This window comes from Luteitalea sp. (genome assembly GCA_009377605.1).
In the GTDB taxonomy this organism is placed as follows: Bacteria; Acidobacteriota; Vicinamibacteria; order Vicinamibacterales; family Vicinamibacteraceae; genus WHTT01.
The window spans coordinates 45182-63061 of the sequence record WHTT01000024.1 but is presented as its reverse complement, the minus strand read 5'-3'; the positions used below and the strand labels follow the sequence as shown (position 1 = coordinate 63061).

Here is a 17880-nt window from a genome sequence, read left to right as displayed (position 1 = left end):
TGCTTGCTTAATCCCAGGCTTAGAAGGCGAACCGCAGCGCGATCTGAATCACGCGCGGATCGTAGGCATCGTTGATGATCCCGAAGCTCGAGCCACCGAACCCGCCGCCCGGATTACGGAAGCGCGTCGAGTTCAGCACGTTGAACGCCTCGGCGCGAAAGTCGAAGTACCGCGAATCGTCCAGGCGGAAGCGCTTGACCAGGCTGATGTCGACGTTCGCGAAGCGCGGCCCCCACGCCGAGTTGCGCGGCGCGTTACCGGGCGTGTCGAGCGTCTGCACCTCGTACGCGCTCGTGCTGAGGAACGCGAACCGATCCTCCTTCGGATCGATCCCGGTGCTCGGCTCGCCCACGAGGTTCGGACGCAGCCCGCCGCCGTTGCGGTCGAGGAAGCGGTACGGCTCGCCGGTCGCGGGATCGATGCCGGTCGACGCGAGCGTCACGTTGACCGGAATGCCCGTCTGCCATGTGACCAGTGACGAGATCTGCCAGCCGCCCAGCAGGAAGTCCGACACGCGGCCCATGTCCGTGCCGATCGCGCGTCCACGTCCGACCGGGAGCTGGTAGATGTTGGCCACCGATAGCCTGTGCCGCGGCGTCTGGCTGTCGGGCGCCCACTCCGCGCGCCAGTCGCCCAAGAGCTGTGGGCTGTTGCTGGCCGCAAAGCCGCCGGTCTCGGAGAACGCGCGCCCGTACGAGTACGACGTCAGGTTGTACCAGCCATTCGCGAACCGGTGCTCGAACTTCGCCTGGAGTCCGTCGTACTGCGATCGCGCCCGCGTGTCGTAGAACTCGATGCCGCTCCACATCGGATATGGCCGGTTCTCTGGGACGCTGCCATCCACGCCGAACGGCACCTGGTTCAATTGCCACGTGCCGGCGAGGTTGCGCCCGCGGTTGCCGACGTACGCCAGCTCGATCGTCGACGCCATCGGCAGCCGCAGCTCCACGGCGACGTTCCACTGGTGCAGCGTGACCGCGTCCTGGTCCGGATCGCGCACCTGCAGGCTCGTGCGCACCGAGTCCGCCGGGTCCCATGACGTCGCCAGGTGGGCCGGCACGGGATCGGAGACCAGGTACGGCGGCGGCTCGTTGCCGACGGGCGTCACGGCCGGCGACAGCATGTTGGGAGGGTTCATCACGAGGTTGCCGCCCGATCCGCGGAACTCCTCGCCGCCATAGAACAGGCCGTAGCCGCCGCGCACGACGAGCTGCTCCGGCTTCACCTGATACGCGAAGCCGAGGCGCGGCGCGATGTTGTTCCTGTCGGTATCGACGAGATACCGGTTGTCGTCGGTGGCCCGCACGAGCTCGCCCGTTTCGACATCGATGTTGATGTTGGGGTACGGCTCGTCGGCCCAGTACGGCGTGGCGTACTCGTACCGCACGCCCAGGTTGAGCGTGAAGTTCGGCGTCACCTTCCAGTCGTCCTGGAGGAAGCCCGCCAGCGCGTTCTGGCGCTGCACCGCCGTCATCACGTTGTTCATCCGCAGCGTCTGCGGCCAGCCGAGCAGCATGTCGGCGATCCCGTCACCCGTGAAGAACCCGGTGAACGAGTACTCCGGATTGCGGCGCCGGACGTCGACGAACTCGTTCTGCTTGTGCCGGAACTCGACGCCTGCCGACAGCGCGTGGGACCCGCGCGCCATCGTCACCACGTCGAGGATCTGGAACGACTGCGGCAGCTGATACTGCGGACGCCATGAGCCCGTGCCCATCGATTCGTAGTTGGTCACCGCGATCCGCGGCAGCCCGCCGGTCGCGTCCATCTCCGGCGGAATGCCCTCGAAGCCGAACTCGGTGCCGCTCATCCCGCCGACCGTTTCGTGCTCGAACGCGGCGTACGTCCGGTTGTAGCCGAAGCGCAGCTCGTTCACGGTCGTCGCGCCGATCGTGCGGGTCCAGCTCGTCCCCAAGCTCTGGTTCCGGTTGTACTGCGACCCGCGTCCTTCGGCGCCGTCGTCGACCGGCGGCGCGAAGATCGCCCCGCGGAAGATATCCTGCTGCAGGAAGCTGTAGCGCACGAACAGGCGGTCCTGTGACGACACGTAGTAGTCGTTGCGAATGTCGAACTTGTGGGTGCTCTCCGTCTGCGGCCGCGAGACGCCATAGTTCTCGACCGTGCGTCCGCCCGGCACGACGCGGCCCGGCAGGTTGGGCTCCGGATACAGGTCCACGAGCTTGGCGCCGAGCGGATCCAGGCGCGACTGCGGAATCGTGTTGCCGGCGAAGTCTTGTCCCGTCACCGGATCGCGCACGGCGAACGGGAAGCTCCCGTCGCGCTGCGCGAGCGTGGGCACCTCTGTCAGGAAGAAGTTCGTCTTGTCGCTATCGAAGCCTTCGTAGTGCCCGAAGTAGAACACGCGGTTCGCGATGATGGGTCCGCCGAAGGTGCCGCCGAACTGGTTCCACGAGAGGTCGTCTTTCGCCTGATCGAGCGCATTGGCCCGCCACGAGTTGGCGGCCAGCGCGTCGGACCGGTTGTAGTACCAGCCGGATCCGTGGCGCGCGTTGGTGCCGGACTTCAGCGAGACGTTGACGACGGCGCCGGCGGAGCGGCCGAACTCGGCCGAGAAGCTGTTGGTCTGGACCTTGAACTCACCGATCGCGTCGGGCGACGGCTGCACGACCTGCGACGACAGCGATTGCATGTTGGTCGTGCCCTGATTGTTGTCGAACCCGTCGAGGACGAAATTGTTCTGCGTGTGGGAGGTGCCGTTGACCGTGAACCAACCTGGGCCGCGGATCTCGCTGTTGAGCGTGCTGTTGCTCGAGCCCGGCGCGAGCAGCGCAAGGTCGCTGTAACGACGCGCGGCGAGCGGGAGCTCCACGGCGACGGTGCCCTGGATGACCTGTCCGAGCGAGCCCTCTTCGGACTGCACGGGGGCGGCCTGGGCGGTGACCTCGAGGGTCTCGCTGACCTGCGCGACCTCGAGCGCGGCCCGAACGAGGCGGTCCTGCTGCACGTCGACGCTGACGTCGCGCACGCGCACCGACTGGAAGCCGTCGAGCGAGACTTCGACGACATAGGTGCCGCGTGGAATGGGGGTGAAGAACGCATAGCCTTCGCTGTTGGACACGTTGGTGTCCATCACGTTCGTGGCCACGCTCGTCACGGAGACGAGGGCGCCCGGCAGGACCGATCCGGTCCCATCGACGACCAGGACCCGTAGGCCTCCGGCGTCCGACTGGGCGAACGAGAGCGATGCGGCTCCCAGCAGCATCGCGACGAGTAGTGCGCAGTGCTTCCCGACCGTCGCGGTCATCGGTTCCTCCTCTGGCGCCGATCGGCGCGGATGCGCCTGCCGCGCCGTGGGCGCGGCCCCTCCGCCCGTGCTGCCGATCGTGCAGCGTCTTACAACTAAGCGCTTAGCTGCATCGGCTATTTATGGCGCCATCAGCCCGCAGCCAAGCCAATGGCGCCGTCGCTACCGCCTCACAGGGTCTGTCGCAGCATGCCGCGCCGAGGCGCTATTGTCAAGACCCTCTTGTCGCTTTCCTCAGCGTTCCGACGGCATTGTCGGGCCGACACGCGCTCCGTCTCGCGATCGAACGCCGCTGTCGAAGCGCTTCGTCACCACGTCGTCCCGAAGGGCCCCGGGCTGGCGCGTCGACGCCCAGCACGGTCAGGTTCCTTCCGCCTGGTGCGTGCGTCGCGAGCGTCTTCATGGCTGAACACCCGGCGGAGGGACCATGGGCACCCGCGGATCGGCCGGGGGCCAATTCGCACGCACGTGCGCGTAGCGCGGATCGTCGAACGCCGCCATCGAGCGGATGCTGCCGGCCAGCACGTTCAAGTAATAGGCATCGTAGCCCGGCGCTGTAACGAACGGATGATAGCCCTCCGGTACGAGCACGAGGTCACCGTGGGTCACGCGCAGCACCGTGTCCTGCCGGCCGTCGGGGCTGTACAGGCGTTGATAGCCGAAGCCGTTCGGCTGCGCGAATCGGAAGTAGTACGTCTCTTCGAGGGCCGCCTCGATTGGCGGGGCATGCCGATCGTGCTTGTGCGGCGGATAGCTGGACCAGTTCCCGCCTGGGGTCAACACCTCGCAGATCAGCAGGCGATCGGCCGGCGCCGACGGCGGCAGGATGTCGATGATCTGGCGCGTGGCGTTGCCGCCGCCGCGCACCTCGAGCCCGCAATCCTGTGGCCGGATCTCGAACGCATCGTTTCGGCGATCGGTGGGCGACCGGCAGTCGGCGATCTCGGTCGCGCGCCGCGCGCGCACCTCGAAGCGCGTGCCCCGCGGCAGGTAGAGCGCGTGCGGATAGTCGCTGAACACGTCGCGCCGCGGCCCGAGCCGCACCGGCTTCGCGGGCACTGCCCCCGATCGGGCGGACGCGCAGGTCACGACCGCCTCGCCGCGGAGCAGCACGAGACAGACCTCATCTCCGCCCGTCCGTCCCGCCCACCGGTCGCCGGCCGCGATGCGGCGTGCCGCGAAGTGCACGTAGTCCCAGCCAGCTCGCTCCGGCGTCACCGCCACGAGGGTGCCCGATCCATTGCGCGCTGCGCGCGAGCGTAGCAGGGAACGACTGTTCGTCATGCGCCTGAATCCTCCAACGCCTGCCTCCTCGGTGCCCCACGCCTGCGCGGGCTCGCCAGCGAAGCGCTTCGCTGGACGCGGATGCCGCGGCCGGCGGCAGCAGCGCGCGCGGCACGACAACGCCGCGAGCGCCCGTGGTGGGCAGTCCTGGCGCGTGGGTCGCTAGTATACGCCCGCCGTGCCGTTCGTTGTCAACCGCCCCTGCCGCTCCCCTGCCGCGCGTGGTCAACCGCCGCGCGCACGCGCCGTCGGCGCCAGAGCGGCCCCGGAGCTAAGCGCTTTGCAAGCGCGCCCCGTGCTTGCTAGAATGCGTCGCTAGCCTGGAGGCTGACGATGGCCACGATCTTCGATGTCGCCAAGCGCGCCCGCGTCTCGACGGCCACCGTCTCCGCCGTCCTCAACCACACGGCCTACGTCAGCCCCGCTCTCAAGGCGCGCGTCACCGGCGCGGTCCACGAGCTCAACTACCAGCCCAACCTCGTCGCCCGCAGCCTCGCACGCCAGCGGACCCAGACGCTCGGCATGATCGCCCTCAACATCGCCAACCCGTTCTGGCCCGCCGTCGTCCGGGGCGTCGAAGACGGCGCGCGCAGCCGCCGCTACGAGCTGCTGCTCGCCAACAGCGACGACGACCCCGAGAAGGAAGCGCAGTCCCTCCGGCTGTTCCTCGCCAAGCGCGTCGATGGGATCCTGCTGACCAAGGCTCGCGGCCGGATCCCCGTCGACGTCGCCGAGCAGATCAAGACGCTCGGCGTGCCGCTCGTCCAGTTGATGCGCTTCGGCATGGGCCTCCGCTCCGACGTGGTGACAGTCGACGAAGAGGGCGGCGCGTACGAAGCCGTGGCGCATCTGGTGCGTCTCGGCTATCGCAGGATCGCCATGCTGAACGGCCCGCAGGTCAGCACATCGCGGCGCCGCTTCGTCGGCTACAAGGAGGCGCTCGAGGCGGGCGGCCTCGCCGTCGATCCAGACCTCGTCGTGTCCGGCGACTTCCGTGTCGAGGCGGGCTACGACGCCGGCATCACGCTGCTCAAGCGGAAGCCGGACGCCGTGTTCGTCGCAAACTACATGAGCGCCGTCGGCTTCATGGCGGCGCTGCGCCAATACCAGATCCGTTGCCCTGACGACATCGGCCTCGTCACGTGCGACGATCACCCGTGGCTCGAGGCGTTCTCGCCGCGGCTGACGACCATCAACCTTCCGAAGTACGAGATCGGACAGGCGGCGGCCGAGCTCCTCATCAACACGCTCGACCCGCCCGAGGGCCAGAAGAGGCTGCGCGGCTTCAAGACCGTCGTGTTGAAGACGTCGCTGCTCATCCGCGAGTCGTGCGGCTATCACCTGCGCGCCGGTCGCGGCGCGAAGCCCGGCCGGTAGCGGCGCGCCTGTCTAGTGTGGTGTCTCCGAAATAGCTTGTGCACCGAGGGCGGCCGAATGCCAAGCTATTTCGGAGACACCGCACTAGAGATAGAAGCGGCGTTGCGCACGCGCGGCGACGTAGCGTGCGCGCGCCTCTTGCACGCTGGCGAGCGTGGAGGTCTCGGCGACGGGTACGTCCCACCACACGGGCGGTCCGCCGACTTGCGCGTGCCGATCGACAGGAATGACGATAGCCGTGACACCCTCCTCCGTCGCCTTGGCCGCCTGCAGCGCCTCACGGATCGCGTCGCGGGACTCGGCGCGCCACACGTGGGCGCCGAGCGAGGCCGCGTTGGCCGCGAAGTCCACCTGCACGGGCGGCCCGTCGAGCCGGTCGGAGCACTCGGTCCGATAGCGATACTCCGTCGCGAAGCCCTGCGCGCCGACAGATTCGGAGAGCGCCCCGATGCTCGCGAATCCGTGGTTGTCCAGCACGAGGATCGTCAGACGGATGCCCTCTTGCACGGCGGTCGCGATCTCCTGCGCCATCATCAGGTAGGAGCCATCGCCCGCCAGCACGTAGACGTCGCGATCCGGGGCCGCCAGCTTCACGCCCAGGCCCGCCGCGATCTCGTAGCCCATGCAGGAGTAGCCGTATTCGAGGTGATATTGCTTCGGATCGCGCGCGCGCCAGAGCTTGTGGAGATCGCCCGGGAGGCTGCCCGCCGCGTTGATGATGACGTCACGCGGCCCGACGAACCCGTTCAGCAGGCCGATGACTTCGCCCTGGCTGATGGCACGACGCCCAGCCTCCGCGCCCTGCCGATCGGATGGAATGGCGGCAAGCTCGTCCGCCTGTTGCTGGCCCGCGACGATCCGATCGATCTCCTGCTCCCAGTCGAGACGGTCGCGCGTGACCTGCTCGCGGTACGCGGCGGAGGTCTCCCATCCGGCGAGCGCGGGGCGCAGCTCGTCGAGCGTCACCTGCGCATCGGCGACGAGCGGCAGCGCCTGGTGCTTGCCTGCATCGAGCTCGGTGACGTTGAGGCCGATGAAGCGCACGGCCGGATTTTGGAACGCGCTCTTCGACGCGGTCGTGAAGTCGCTGAGGCGCGAGCCCACCACGAGCACGACGTCGGCTTCGCGCGTGAGACGGTTCGCGCCCGGCGTGCCGGTGACACCGACGGCGCCGAGCGCCTGTGGATGGTCGTACGGCAGCGCGCCCTTGCCCGCGTGCGTCTCGACGACGGCGATCCCGGTGGCGTCGACAAACGCGCGGAGGCTGTCGATGGCGCCGCTGTAGTGCACGCCGCCGCCGGCGACGATCACCGGCCTCGTCGCCTGCCGCAGCAGCGCGACGGCCTCGGCGAGCAGCGTCGCGTCCGGCCGGAGACGTGGGATCGTCCAGACGCGCTTGCGAAACAGCGCCTCGGGGAAATCGAACGCCTCGGTCTGCACGTCCTGCGGCAGGCAGAGCGTCACCGCGCCGGTTTCGGCAGGGGACGTCAGCACGCGCATGGCCTCAGGGAGCGCGGCGATCACCTGCTCCGGCCGGTTGATCCGATCCCAGTACCGCGAGACTGGCTTGAAGCAGTCGTTGACCGACACGTCCTGCGACTGCGCGGACTCGAGCTGCTGAAGCACCGGGGCGGGCGCGCGCGTGGCGAAGAGATCGCCCGGCAGGAGCAGCACGGGGAGCCGATTGATCGTCGCGACGGCCGCGCCGGTAATCATGTTGGTCGCGCCGGGGCCGATCGAGGTGGTGCACACCATCGCCTGGAGCCGGTTCTGCATCTTGGCGAAGCCGACAGCGCTGTGCACCATCGCCTGCTCGTTGCGCGGGAGGATGCAGCGGAGCCGATCGGTCCGCTCCAGGAGCGCCGCTCCCAGCCCGGCGACGTTGCCATGGCCGAAGATGGCGAAGGCGCCAGCGAACAACGGCTGTTCGACATCGTCGCGACGCGTGTGCTGTTGAACGAGAAACTCGACAATCGCCTGCGCGACCGTCAGACGCCGCGTGCTGGACACGACTCCTCCTCAACCCGCGGGCGCGCAGATCTGGTGCCCGACTGTGGCGATGGTCCCGCGGGTGCGCGTCAGTCTAGCAACAATCTCGCTGTTCGCAAAGCGATTCGCTAGTTGGCGTCATGAGAGCGGCCAACGATCGCGGATTTGCCGCAATATTCCGGTGAACGAAGCGCTTCGCCATGGAGGTGTCGATGGGTCCGCGCGCGCCTCAGGACCGGCCGCTCGATCTTGGGATTAAGCTTCGTTGATGGCATCAGCCACCCGATTGGCAGATCTCGTGGCGGCTTCCATCCCCCAATTCAGATTGTCAGCATACGCGCCGGCGAAGTAGATTCGCCCGACCGGCTCGATCACGTGCGGCCAGATTCTGCGAAGCTGCCCCGGGGCGTAAAGCGTCGTCTCACACAGCGCGGCCCAGGGGTCCAGCGCCCAGTTGACGACGTACGCCTGCTCGATGTTCTCTGATTTCCCGGGATAGAGTCCCCGAAAGGTCTTCAGCGCTTGCTCCGCCGAGACGACGCCGGGCGCTGCGCCTTCCAGTAAGCCCCTTCCCGTCTCCACTTCCGCAGCCATTTGCCAGACAGTGGAGAGGCCAGGCTGCCCGAGCGCCCGGTTCGGGCTCAACTCGTCTCTTTCCCAAAAGCGGCTCCGGGACTGGAAGATGATACGAGTGTTGGAATAGTACGGAACGTTCCGGATCGCGTAGCTCTTGCTCTGCGGCCACGCGGGTGTGACCGAGATCTTCCGGAGCATCGAGAGATTGATGCAGGCCACTGCATAGTCCGCTTCCAACTGTCTCGTCCGGCCGAAGCCGCTGTAGGTAACCGTTACCCCTGTGTTGCCGTGCTCGATGGCGCTCACGGGGCAGCCCAGTAACAGACTGTCGCCCAGCCTTTCGGCGAAGCTGTCGGTCATGCGCTGATTGCCGCCGGTGATGCGAAAGACCTCTTGCGGGAAGAGCGCGACGCCACGAAGTGCAAGGATGGCGGCATGCCACAAGACGTGCAGGGCCGAGCTGGGCCCGCCCAAGTAATTGATTGCGGCCGCTGAAGCGCCATCCTTTTCGAGCAGATCGCTAATGGAAATGTCGTCCAGCTCGTCGAGCCCGGCTTCGAAAGGACGATACTCGTCCGTGAAACGGTCCAGATAGGGCTGGTAATAGAGCAGGCCCAGCTCCGGCCACGGATGGTCCGCCAGATATTTGCGTTCCCTCTGATTGAAACCCATCTGCTCCAGAACGCGAGCATCGTGCAACGTTTCTTCCGCATACCACCGGTCTTCGATGTAACGGGAAGTCTCGTCACGTTGGGCGCAGTGCGACACCGGTAGATTGAACTCCTGGACGTAGCCCCAGAACCGCTCGTATCCAGGCCGAGTGAAGTGCTCCGCGCCACCGTCTGCATACAACCCGTCGGCCAGCGGATCACGAATCGTGCGAACGTGACCTCCGGGCCGCCCACTGGCTTCCAGGACGGTGACGTCATGACCGCGCTTCGCCAGCTCGTAGCCCGTGCAAAGACCGCTGATGCCTCCCCCGATGATGACCACCCGTTTTGTTCTGCGGGCTTGCAACGACGCCGTGGGGCCGGCGACCAGAGGGGCGGCCATGACCGCTCCGGTCAGCCGGAGCGCCTCCCGGCGACTCATCGTGCGTCCAGGCCTTTCCTGTGGTTTGTTCACACGGTCACCTTTCCGGTTACACCACGTCATAACCCGCTCACCGATTGCCGGAGAGCACACCACGCGCCTGATCGACCACGACCAGGCTATCGACGCTTGGTCCTGGGTACGTCTCGGCAGGACCGTTCGCCCAGCGGACCTCGATGCGCGAGATCGTGGTGGCCGCGCCGAGACCGAAGTGCACCCGCAGGTCCGACTGTGACAGGTAGCTGCGCCCACTCGCGACCTCGCCACGGAGCCGGCGTTTGCCGGCGGTCACGAACACCACCGAGCCGATGGCGTCCCTCGGACACTGCTGCTCTGGGTCGCCGCGGAGCTCCACCGTGAGCCAGTGACCGCGACCATCGCCCGCGTTCCGCGCGACGAGCGGCGGGCCGTCGAGCGTGTTGACGGCAACATCGACTCCGCCGTCGTTGTCGAAGTCGCCAACGGCGGACCCGCGAGCTGCCCGCGGTTCGAGGAGCGCCGGCCCGGCAGCCGATCCGATCTCCTCGAGCTTCTTACCATCGAGGTTGCGATAGAGCAAGGCGCGCTGCGCATACGAGTTGTTCCACTCCAGGGCGTCCGCCGCCGGATACACGTGTCCGTTCACCGCCAGGAGATCGCGCCAGCCGTCGTTGTCGTAGTCGACAAAGTGGGTGCCCCAGCCGAGGAAGGGAATCGACGCCGCCGCGACGCCGAACCTGGCGCTCACCTCCGTGAAGCTTCCGTCGCCATGATTGCGGTAGAGCGCGTTGAAGTCGTCCGCGAAGTTCGTGATGTGAATGTCGTCGTGACCATCGTTGTCGAAGTCGCCGATGGCAACGCCCATGTGCGCCTGCGACCGGCCGTCGCCGTCGAGCGCCGCACCGGACACGTAGCTCACATCCTCGAAGCGCCCCGTGCCAAGATTGCGAAAGAGATGGTTCGGACCAGAGTCGTTGGCGACCAGCACATCGAGCTGCCCGTCATTGTCCATGTCGAACCAGGCGACCCCCAGTCCGTAGCGTGCGGGCTCGGCCCACACACCCGCCTCACGCGTGACATCGGTGAACGTGCCGTCGCCGTTGTTGCGGAAGAGATAATCACGCGCACCCTTCAGCCCGCGGGGGCCGCACATGACCGGCACCCCTCGGTAAGTGCAGACGGCAGCGTCCGCCGAGTACGAGGCGCCCATGCCGACTCCGCGGCCCTGGGAGGTCGCAGGCGTAGCTGCCGTGGGCGCCTTCCCCGCGTCCCCTGCCGTGCTGCGCTCCGGCACAGGGGGAAGCGCCGCGATGTCCAGGTCCACGTAACCGGCAACATACAGGTCGAGCCACCCATCGCCGTTGTAGTCACCGAAGGCGCATCCCGTCGACCAGCCGTCCACGCCGACCTTCGCGTCCACCGCCTCGTCAACGAAGGCCGTCCCGCTAGTGCCGCGGTACAAGCGATTCTGCCCGACGTTCGTGACATAGAAGTCCAGAGCACCGTCGTTGTCGAAATCTCCCGCGCAGACCCCTTGTCCCCAACGCTCGTTGGCCACACCGGCCTCGTCCGTCACGTCGCGGAACGTGCCGTCACCGGTGTTGCGGAAGAGCGCGGCCTTCGGCGCACTCACACCCTGACGCATCCGGTCGAGCGACGAGCCGTTGACGAAGTAGAGATCCAGGAAGCCGTCACGATCGAAGTCGACCATCGCCACGCCCGAGCCCGTGGTCTCGATGATGTAGTCCTTCTCTGCGCCACCCGACACGTGACGAAACCCAGAGAGCCCGGCGTCATCCGTGACGTCGACATAGCGCACGTCTGGCGCGGCGTGCGCAGACGCAGGAGGAGCGCCCTTGGTCGGCGGCACATCTTGAGCCGCCAGACCTGCCAGTGCGAGAAGAATCGCGAGAGCCGTTGGCAACCGACACATAGGCGTACGCTGAAGCCTGGAGTTTCGACGTCTGCGCGCCCAAGGGCCTGAAGCCCTCGCTACGGCACCACCTCGATGATCCTCAGGAAATCCTGGGCCGCGTCGGCGCGCTTCTCCTGCAGAACCTTCAGGCGCCGCTTCAGTTCTTCCTGCCGCGGATCCTTCGTGCGGGCGTAGAGCGCCGCCAGGTGCAGTGTAGCCGCATGGTTCTCCGCATCGATCGCGAGCGCTCTCTCGAGCGATTGCTCTGCTTCCGCGTAGCGCCGCATCCGAAGGCGCACGAGCCCGAGCTCGGCCCAGGCATCTGCGTAGTCCGGGTTTGCCCGGAGCGCCTCGTCCAGCTCCCGCCTGGCCCTGTCCAGATTGTTGGTCTGACGCGCAATTCGCGCCAGCAGATAATGTGCACCCGCGGCGGTCTCGGGGGCTTGCGTCGCCTGCACGAGATCCTGCCGTGCTTCATCGAACATATTGCTGTAGAAGCGCGCGGCACCGAGCGCAAACTTGCCACGCGGATCATCCGGTACGAGCCGGACGTACGTCTCGAAATGCGTGATCGCCTCGGACGGGTCGTGACGATGGATCGCGACCGCGCCAAGGGCGTAGTTCGCGAGGGCGTTATCGGGCTCGAGCGCGACGGCCTTCGTGAGCGCGTCGTAGGCCTCCGCGCCGAGATTGAGCTTCACGCAGATGACGCCGAAGAGGAAGTGCGTGGTGGCGTTGTCCGGATCCAGCGCCCGCGCGTGCGCGACGTACCCAAGGGCTCGCTGGCTCTCGCCCAGCTTGTCGTTCACGCGCGCCAGGTCCAGCAGGATCGGCACCGACGGCGCCCCGCCCGCGGCACGGTCGAGCACCGCGTTGGCTTCGGCAAACCGGCCGTGTCCCGCGTGGATCCGACCCAGTCGATGTAACAGCTGAGGCGTCGCCAGACCACGACCATCGAGTGCCTCGAACAACGCTTGCGCGGCCCGGTCGTCGGACGCGCGATCGAGCGCCGGTAGCACGCTCGTGACATCCTCTGCGGACAGATCCCGATGCGCGGCCAGTCTGGAGACCACCTTGGCTGCGGCCGCACCGTCCGAGAGTCCTGCCAGATCGGCCGCCAGCACCACCAGCGCTTGCGGTCGCTCCCGCACATCGTCGGGCAGCCGGCCGATGAGCTCGCGTGATTCTGCGAACTGGCCTTCGAGGGCGAGCAGGAATGCCGCCTGATAGAGCCCCTCGAGGTTGGTTGGATCGACGCGAAGAAGCTGCCGATAGGTCGTGATCGCCTTTGCCCGTGCGGCATCGTCTACGCCCGACCGCTCCTGATACAAGCGGCCAAGGTTCTCATACGCGGCTGCCGCGTGCGGCGCGAGGCGGATAGCCGTCTTGAAGTGCGACTCGGCAGCGACATAGGCGTCCTGGCGTGCGCTAACCACGCCGGCGAGGTTGCGAAGCGCGGCGTCCGAGGGATAGGACGCGAGGGCGGCGTCGACCGCCGCCTTGGCGCCCGCGAGATCGTCGCCGCCCACAAGATCTGCAATCCGCTGCAACGTCGCCGGCGGCGCCGCCGCAGCCGGAGCGGCCGCCGGTGTCGCTTGCCGAGCCTCCGCTCCCGAGGCCGCCGCGACCAGCAGCGATAGGAGCACGACGAGCCTGCGTACCGTCACGGTCTCGCCTCCTGCTGGGCGTCGAGCCGCTTGAAGGTCGCAAGCGCCTGACGCGCCTCCTCCGCGCGCCCTTGCACGCGATAGATTCGCGCCAGAGCGTAGTGCGGATCAGGATACGACGCGTCGAGCGACACGGCACGCTGCAACGCCTCCACGGCGTCCGCGCGCTCCAACTCTTCCAATACGCGTCCCAGCTCGTAGTGTGCGCGCGGCGAGGCCTGGTCGTATCGAACCGCCTCTCGCAGCAGCGCTTCGGCCTCGCCGAGCTCGCCGCGACTGCGCAGCAACACGGCCAGATTCAGTGGCGGCCAGACTGATTTCGTCGCCGCCCGGCGGTTCAGGTCGATGGCCTTGTGGTAGTGCACAATCGCCTTGTCCGGCCGATTCTGCGCCTCGTAGCAGAGACCCAGGTTGTCGTGCGCACGGATGAAATCGGGATCCCGAGCGATGACGCCCTCCAGCCGCTCGATGGCCGAGGCGTACAAGCCGCCGTCGTAATCGAGTCGTGCGAGCCAGTACTGATACCTGGGGTCATCGGAGTCCGAGGCGACCAGGCGATTGAGCTCGGCGCGCGCCCAATCGTGCCGCTCAATCGCCACGTAGGCCAGCACGAGGGTGTACCGCGTTTCCTCATCGAGGGGCGCGAGCGCCTCGGCTTTCTTGATGGCAATCGCGGCGTTGAGCGGCTTCTGGTCGATCAAGAACACGCGCGCGAGAAGCTTGAGGACTTCTGGAGCGTTCGGACGACGGTCGATCTCCTCCACCAGCAGACGCTCGACACGCGCCCAGTCGCGCGCGTGGATGGCACGGTTGACGTCCTCCTTGCGGGGGATGTCTGGCACGCGCAGCGTAGATCGGGCGCCGAACCGCTCAACGTCCAGCAGAGCCGGTGATTGCGGTTGCGTCTGGGCGCGCGGCGTTGCCAGGAAGAGCAGCGCCGCGAGCACGATCCACGTGCGCATCTTCAGCAGGGCGTCTGTTCCGGCGTGTGACGTGAGGCACATCAAAACTCGAAGCGCGCCGCCACCTGGATGTTCCGCGGGTCCGATACCGCCCCGTTCCACACACCGAAGTCCGGGCTCGCGAGATCCGTGTTGAAGGCGGAGCTGCCGTACGCGCCCGAGTCGGTAAACATGTGCCAGTTCCAGAGATTGAACACTTCTATGCGTATCTGGAGGTTCGTGTTGCCCGGCAACCTCGTGTTCTTGATCAAGGAAAGGTCCTGGTTGCGATAGGAAAATCCCCGAATCTCTTCTTCAATGCGGTTGCCCTGCCCGTAATAGAAGTTGAACGCGTCCTCTGATTCGAACGCATCGCGATTGAAGAGCGGCCCTTCCCCCGGATCGAAGCTTCCCGGATCCTGGCCAAAGACTGCAGAGGCGTCCTGGATCGCCGGGATGCATGCGGCCTGGAACTGATCGGGAACGTTGCAGAAGCCGGAGCGGAAGAAGAACGGCAGCGCGGAGGAATAGCGGAAGATGGTGCTGACCTGCCATCCGCCGAGCAGCGCATCGGCCAGGCGACTATCGTTCAGGTACCGCCTACCCCGTCCGAGCGGCAGCTCATAGACAAACGCGGCCGACAGGACGTGCGGCGTATCGTCCACGGTGATCGCTTCGTTGCGCTCTCTTTCGAACGGCGAGATGACACCCTGTGCGTCGTTTGCTGTCGCCGCGTTTCCCCGCTGGACGTTGTCAGACCCACTCGAGACGGTCTTGGACAATGTGTAAGAGACGAGTCCGTAGGTGCCCCCCGAGAACCGCTTCTCGAGCTTCATCTGCAGCGAGTGGTACCTGGACTCGCCGTAGTTCTCGTTGAGGCCTTGCAGGTTGCTGCAGTACTGCGGATACGGCAGCAGCGCCTGTGCCACCGATGGCGCGCAGCCGACCATCTGCTCCGCCCACCCTGCGTAGGGCACCTGCACGCCATGGAGGCTCGTCATGCCCGGCTCGAACTCGTCGTAGAGCGCCGAGCCCATCGAGAGCAGCGCCGGGTCGAGCGCGTTCAACGGCTCGATGCTCGAGGGAAGCCGCCGACCGAGCGTGCCCACGTAGGCGACAGTCAGGGCGAGGTCGTCGCGAAGCTCGCGGTCGACCGTGAGGTTCCACTGGTGCGCGTAGGGACGCTCGTTGGCATCGATCGGTCGATACAGGATGTCCTGGCCGTTGCGGTAATCGGCCTCGATGATCGGCGGCGCCTGGAAGTTCTGCGGGAACCCCTCGTCTAGGAAGAAGGCCGGCCGGATGCCGCCCAGCGAGGTGTTGAACGTGACGTTGTTCGAGAAGCCGTCTTGTGACATGCCGCCGCCCCATCCGGGGTAGAAGGCCTGCGTGAAGAACACGCCCCATCCCGCGCGGACGTTCGTCTTCTCGTTGAGGGCATAGACAGCGCCCAGCCGCGGTGCCAAGCCCCCGTACCACGGCTCCTCCGGGTAGGGCGCGCCATAGCTTGCCGCGCCGTAGCCGTCGCCGGCGAACGCCAGGCGCCCTGGCCGCCCGCCGGCGCCGGGATTGGCCCCCTCCGGGTCGAAGAAGGAGAAGCGGTCATACTTCTCGCGAGAGGGCGAGAAGTAGTCCCACCGCAACCCGTAGTCGAGCGTCAGCTTGTTGCCAATCCGCCAGGTGTCGCCAGCATGGAAGACCCACGCCGACTGCCGCGCGTAGGTCGTGCTGACGTCGTAATAGGTCACGTCGCCGCTGTCCACCGCGCCCAGGAGGAAGCTGGCGATGGGGCTGCCGCTGTTGACGCCGAGGAGGCCCGTCGAGCCGCGACCAAAGGAGAACGCGCCCGCCAGGTTGCTGTTGGTGTGGATGTTTCCCATGATGCTGCGGTACTCCATCCCGATCTTCACGGTGTGGCTGCCCTTCATCCATGTGACGATGTCGTTGATGATGAACGTCGGGCGCGTCGTCACATTGCCCACGTTGACACCGGCGTTGCAGCCAAGCTGCTCGTAGTCGTCGGAGAATTCGATCTGCGGGGGCACGTTGTAGCCTGCCACGCCTTCAATCTGCGGAAAGTCGCCGACGAAGCCCTGGTTGACGCAGCCGTAGCCCTCGTTTCGGTTCAGGTACCCCATCGACAAGTGATTGAGCACGCTGGACGTGAAGATACGGTCATAGTTGAACCGGTTCACCCACGAGTTCTGGGGATCGGAATACGTCTCGTTGGCGACAGATTGCGGCAGCAACGACAGAAACTTGGCGGGTGCGCGCTGATGCCAGAAGCTCGCGAAGAAGTGGTTGTTCGCGCCGACCTGCACGTCGACGCGTCCGAGGTAGTAGTTCGAATCGCCGAGAATCGTGTCCGGAATCGGCGCCGGCGGCTGGTAGTTGTTCAGCGCCTGGCCGTTGGTGGGGGTCGGCAGCGCGTCCAGCCACGACCGGACAATGGGATTGATGCGATCGGGGCAGATCACGTTTGGCGTCCGCCCGTCGCAGCCCATGAACTGGTCCTTGGTGAAGCCGCCCTGACCGTCGGGCCGCAACGTGGCAGGGTCGAAAATGGGAATCAGCCGGCCGCTCGAGTCGCGCCAGTCCCTGAAGTCGCCATTGCGCTGCGCCATTGAGGGGATGGAGATGGTGGGAAGATTCGTTCCACCTTTCTGTCGGTACCCTTCGGCGTCAAAGTAGAAGTAGGTCTGCCAGCGGTCCCCCCAGAGCCCGGGCACCTTTGCCGGTCCGCCGATGTTCGCGCCAAAGTTGTGGCGCTCGAGCGGCGCCTTGTGATCAGCCCCCCACTGCGTCGCGTTCAACGCATCGTTCCGGTGGTACTCGAACAGCGCGCCATGGAAATCGCTGCCGCCCGACTTGGTGACCGCCATGATCTGTCCAGAGGTGGAGTTGCCGTATTCGGGCGCGTAGTTGGAGGTGAGCACCTTCACCTCGCTCACCATGTCCGGCGACATCGGGAAGTCCTGAAAGATGGAGACCATCCCGCCCTGGCTCATGAAGCCCTGCTGCATGCTGACGCCGTCCAGGGTCGCCTCGTCGCCCGACTGCAGGCCGCCGTTGATCCTCGCGTCGAAGGCGTTCGCGCGTCCTCCTGTCGACACGCCCGGCATCAAGGTGGCGAAGGTCGCCGCCGAGCGCGGACCGGAGCCAAAGAGCAGCGGAAGCTGCTGGAGGGTCTCTGGCGTGATGCCGTGCGCTTGTGTGCCGCTGTTGTAGCTCAGCACCGAGGGGGACGCGGTCACCTCCACGCGCTCCTGTTGCCCGCTCGCCTGGAGCTCGATGTCCATGCGCTGCAGGGAGCTCAGCGTGACCTCGATGCCCGGCACCACCACCTCCTGGAAGCCGGGCTTGATGGCCTGCAGCTCGTAGCTGGCGGGCGTCAGGTTGCGAAAGGCGTACGCCCCGTCAGGGTCGGAGACGGTCGCGCCGACGACCTGGTCGGTGGCGAGGTTCCGGAGCGTGAGCGCCACGTCTGGCACGACGGCGCCGCTCGTGTCGGTGACGACACCGGTGATCGCGCCGTTGAAGCTCTGGCCCCACACCGTGGCAGCCAGCGCCACGAACGCGACCAGCAACGCTAGAAGACGACCGCATCCCTGCATCGGAACCTCCCCCTCGGCTACCGGTGGCGATCGCGAAGGCGCGTCCCGTCCGCCTCGCCCGACGACCTCGTCTGGCGTGTGGATCCACCTCACGCGTTTGAGAATTGAGAGTGGATTCTAGTACTTCGCCGAGAGTCTGTCAAAGTGCGGGAAGACCTTGCCCCCCCAGTTTTTGTGGGCC

Annotated in this window: 9 protein-coding genes; 1 reads left to right on the top strand and 8 read right to left on the bottom strand. The window is 66.6% G+C overall.

What is annotated here, in order from left to right; all coding sequences use genetic code 11:
- Nucleotides 1-19 precede the first annotated feature (19 nt).
- Entirely contained in the window at nucleotides 20-3265 is a 3246-nt protein-coding gene (locus GEV06_10400) for a hypothetical protein (GenBank protein ID MPZ18308.1), read from the bottom strand.
- A 399-nt stretch (nucleotides 3266-3664) separates the two neighbouring features.
- The gene (gene iolB, locus GEV06_10395; protein MPZ18307.1) at nucleotides 3665-4549 is read right to left on the bottom strand and encodes a 5-deoxy-glucuronate isomerase; all 885 of its coding nucleotides are present in this window, start codon (nucleotides 4547-4549) and stop codon (nucleotides 3665-3667) included.
- Nucleotides 4550-4882: 333 nt separating this feature from the next.
- Here iolB and GEV06_10390 point away from each other — a divergent pair, with 333 nt between their 5' ends.
- Nucleotides 4883-5926: a LacI family DNA-binding transcriptional regulator gene (locus tag GEV06_10390; GenBank protein MPZ18306.1), complete on the top strand. Its 1044-nt coding sequence runs from the start codon at nucleotides 4883-4885 to the stop codon at nucleotides 5924-5926.
- An 84-nt stretch (nucleotides 5927-6010) separates the two neighbouring features.
- Here GEV06_10390 and iolD read toward each other — a convergent pair whose 3' ends face one another.
- The 6 genes from iolD to GEV06_10360 form a co-directional block, all read right to left on the bottom strand.
- Entirely contained in the window at nucleotides 6011-7936 is a 1926-nt protein-coding gene (gene iolD / locus GEV06_10385) for a 3D-(3,5/4)-trihydroxycyclohexane-1,2-dione acylhydrolase (decyclizing) (protein ID MPZ18305.1), read from the bottom strand.
- Nucleotides 7937-8170: 234 nt separating this feature from the next.
- Nucleotides 8171-9583 carry an FAD-dependent oxidoreductase gene (locus GEV06_10380; GenBank protein MPZ18304.1) on the bottom strand — a complete coding sequence of 471 codons (1413 nt, stop codon included), beginning with the start codon at nucleotides 9581-9583 and terminating at the stop codon, nucleotides 8171-8173.
- A 70-nt stretch (nucleotides 9584-9653) separates the two neighbouring features.
- Nucleotides 9654-11495 carry a CRTAC1 family protein gene (locus tag GEV06_10375; GenBank protein ID MPZ18303.1) on the bottom strand — a complete coding sequence of 614 codons (1842 nt, stop codon included), beginning with the start codon at nucleotides 11493-11495 and terminating at the stop codon, nucleotides 9654-9656.
- Between the two features lie 59 nt (nucleotides 11496-11554).
- Nucleotides 11555-13144, bottom strand: a complete 1590-nt coding sequence (locus tag GEV06_10370; protein MPZ18302.1) for a tetratricopeptide repeat protein — start codon at nucleotides 13142-13144, stop codon at nucleotides 11555-11557.
- Nucleotides 13141-14148, bottom strand: coding sequence for a tetratricopeptide repeat protein (locus GEV06_10365; protein MPZ18301.1), 1008 nt, complete (start codon nucleotides 14146-14148; stop codon nucleotides 13141-13143). Before GEV06_10365 ends, GEV06_10370 begins: the two co-directional genes overlap by 4 nt.
- On the bottom strand, nucleotides 14148-17699 hold the full coding sequence (locus tag GEV06_10360) for a hypothetical protein (protein ID MPZ18300.1): 3552 nt from the start codon (nucleotides 17697-17699) through the stop codon (nucleotides 14148-14150). Before GEV06_10360 ends, GEV06_10365 begins: the two co-directional genes overlap by 1 nt.
- Nucleotides 17700-17880 lie beyond the last annotated feature (181 nt).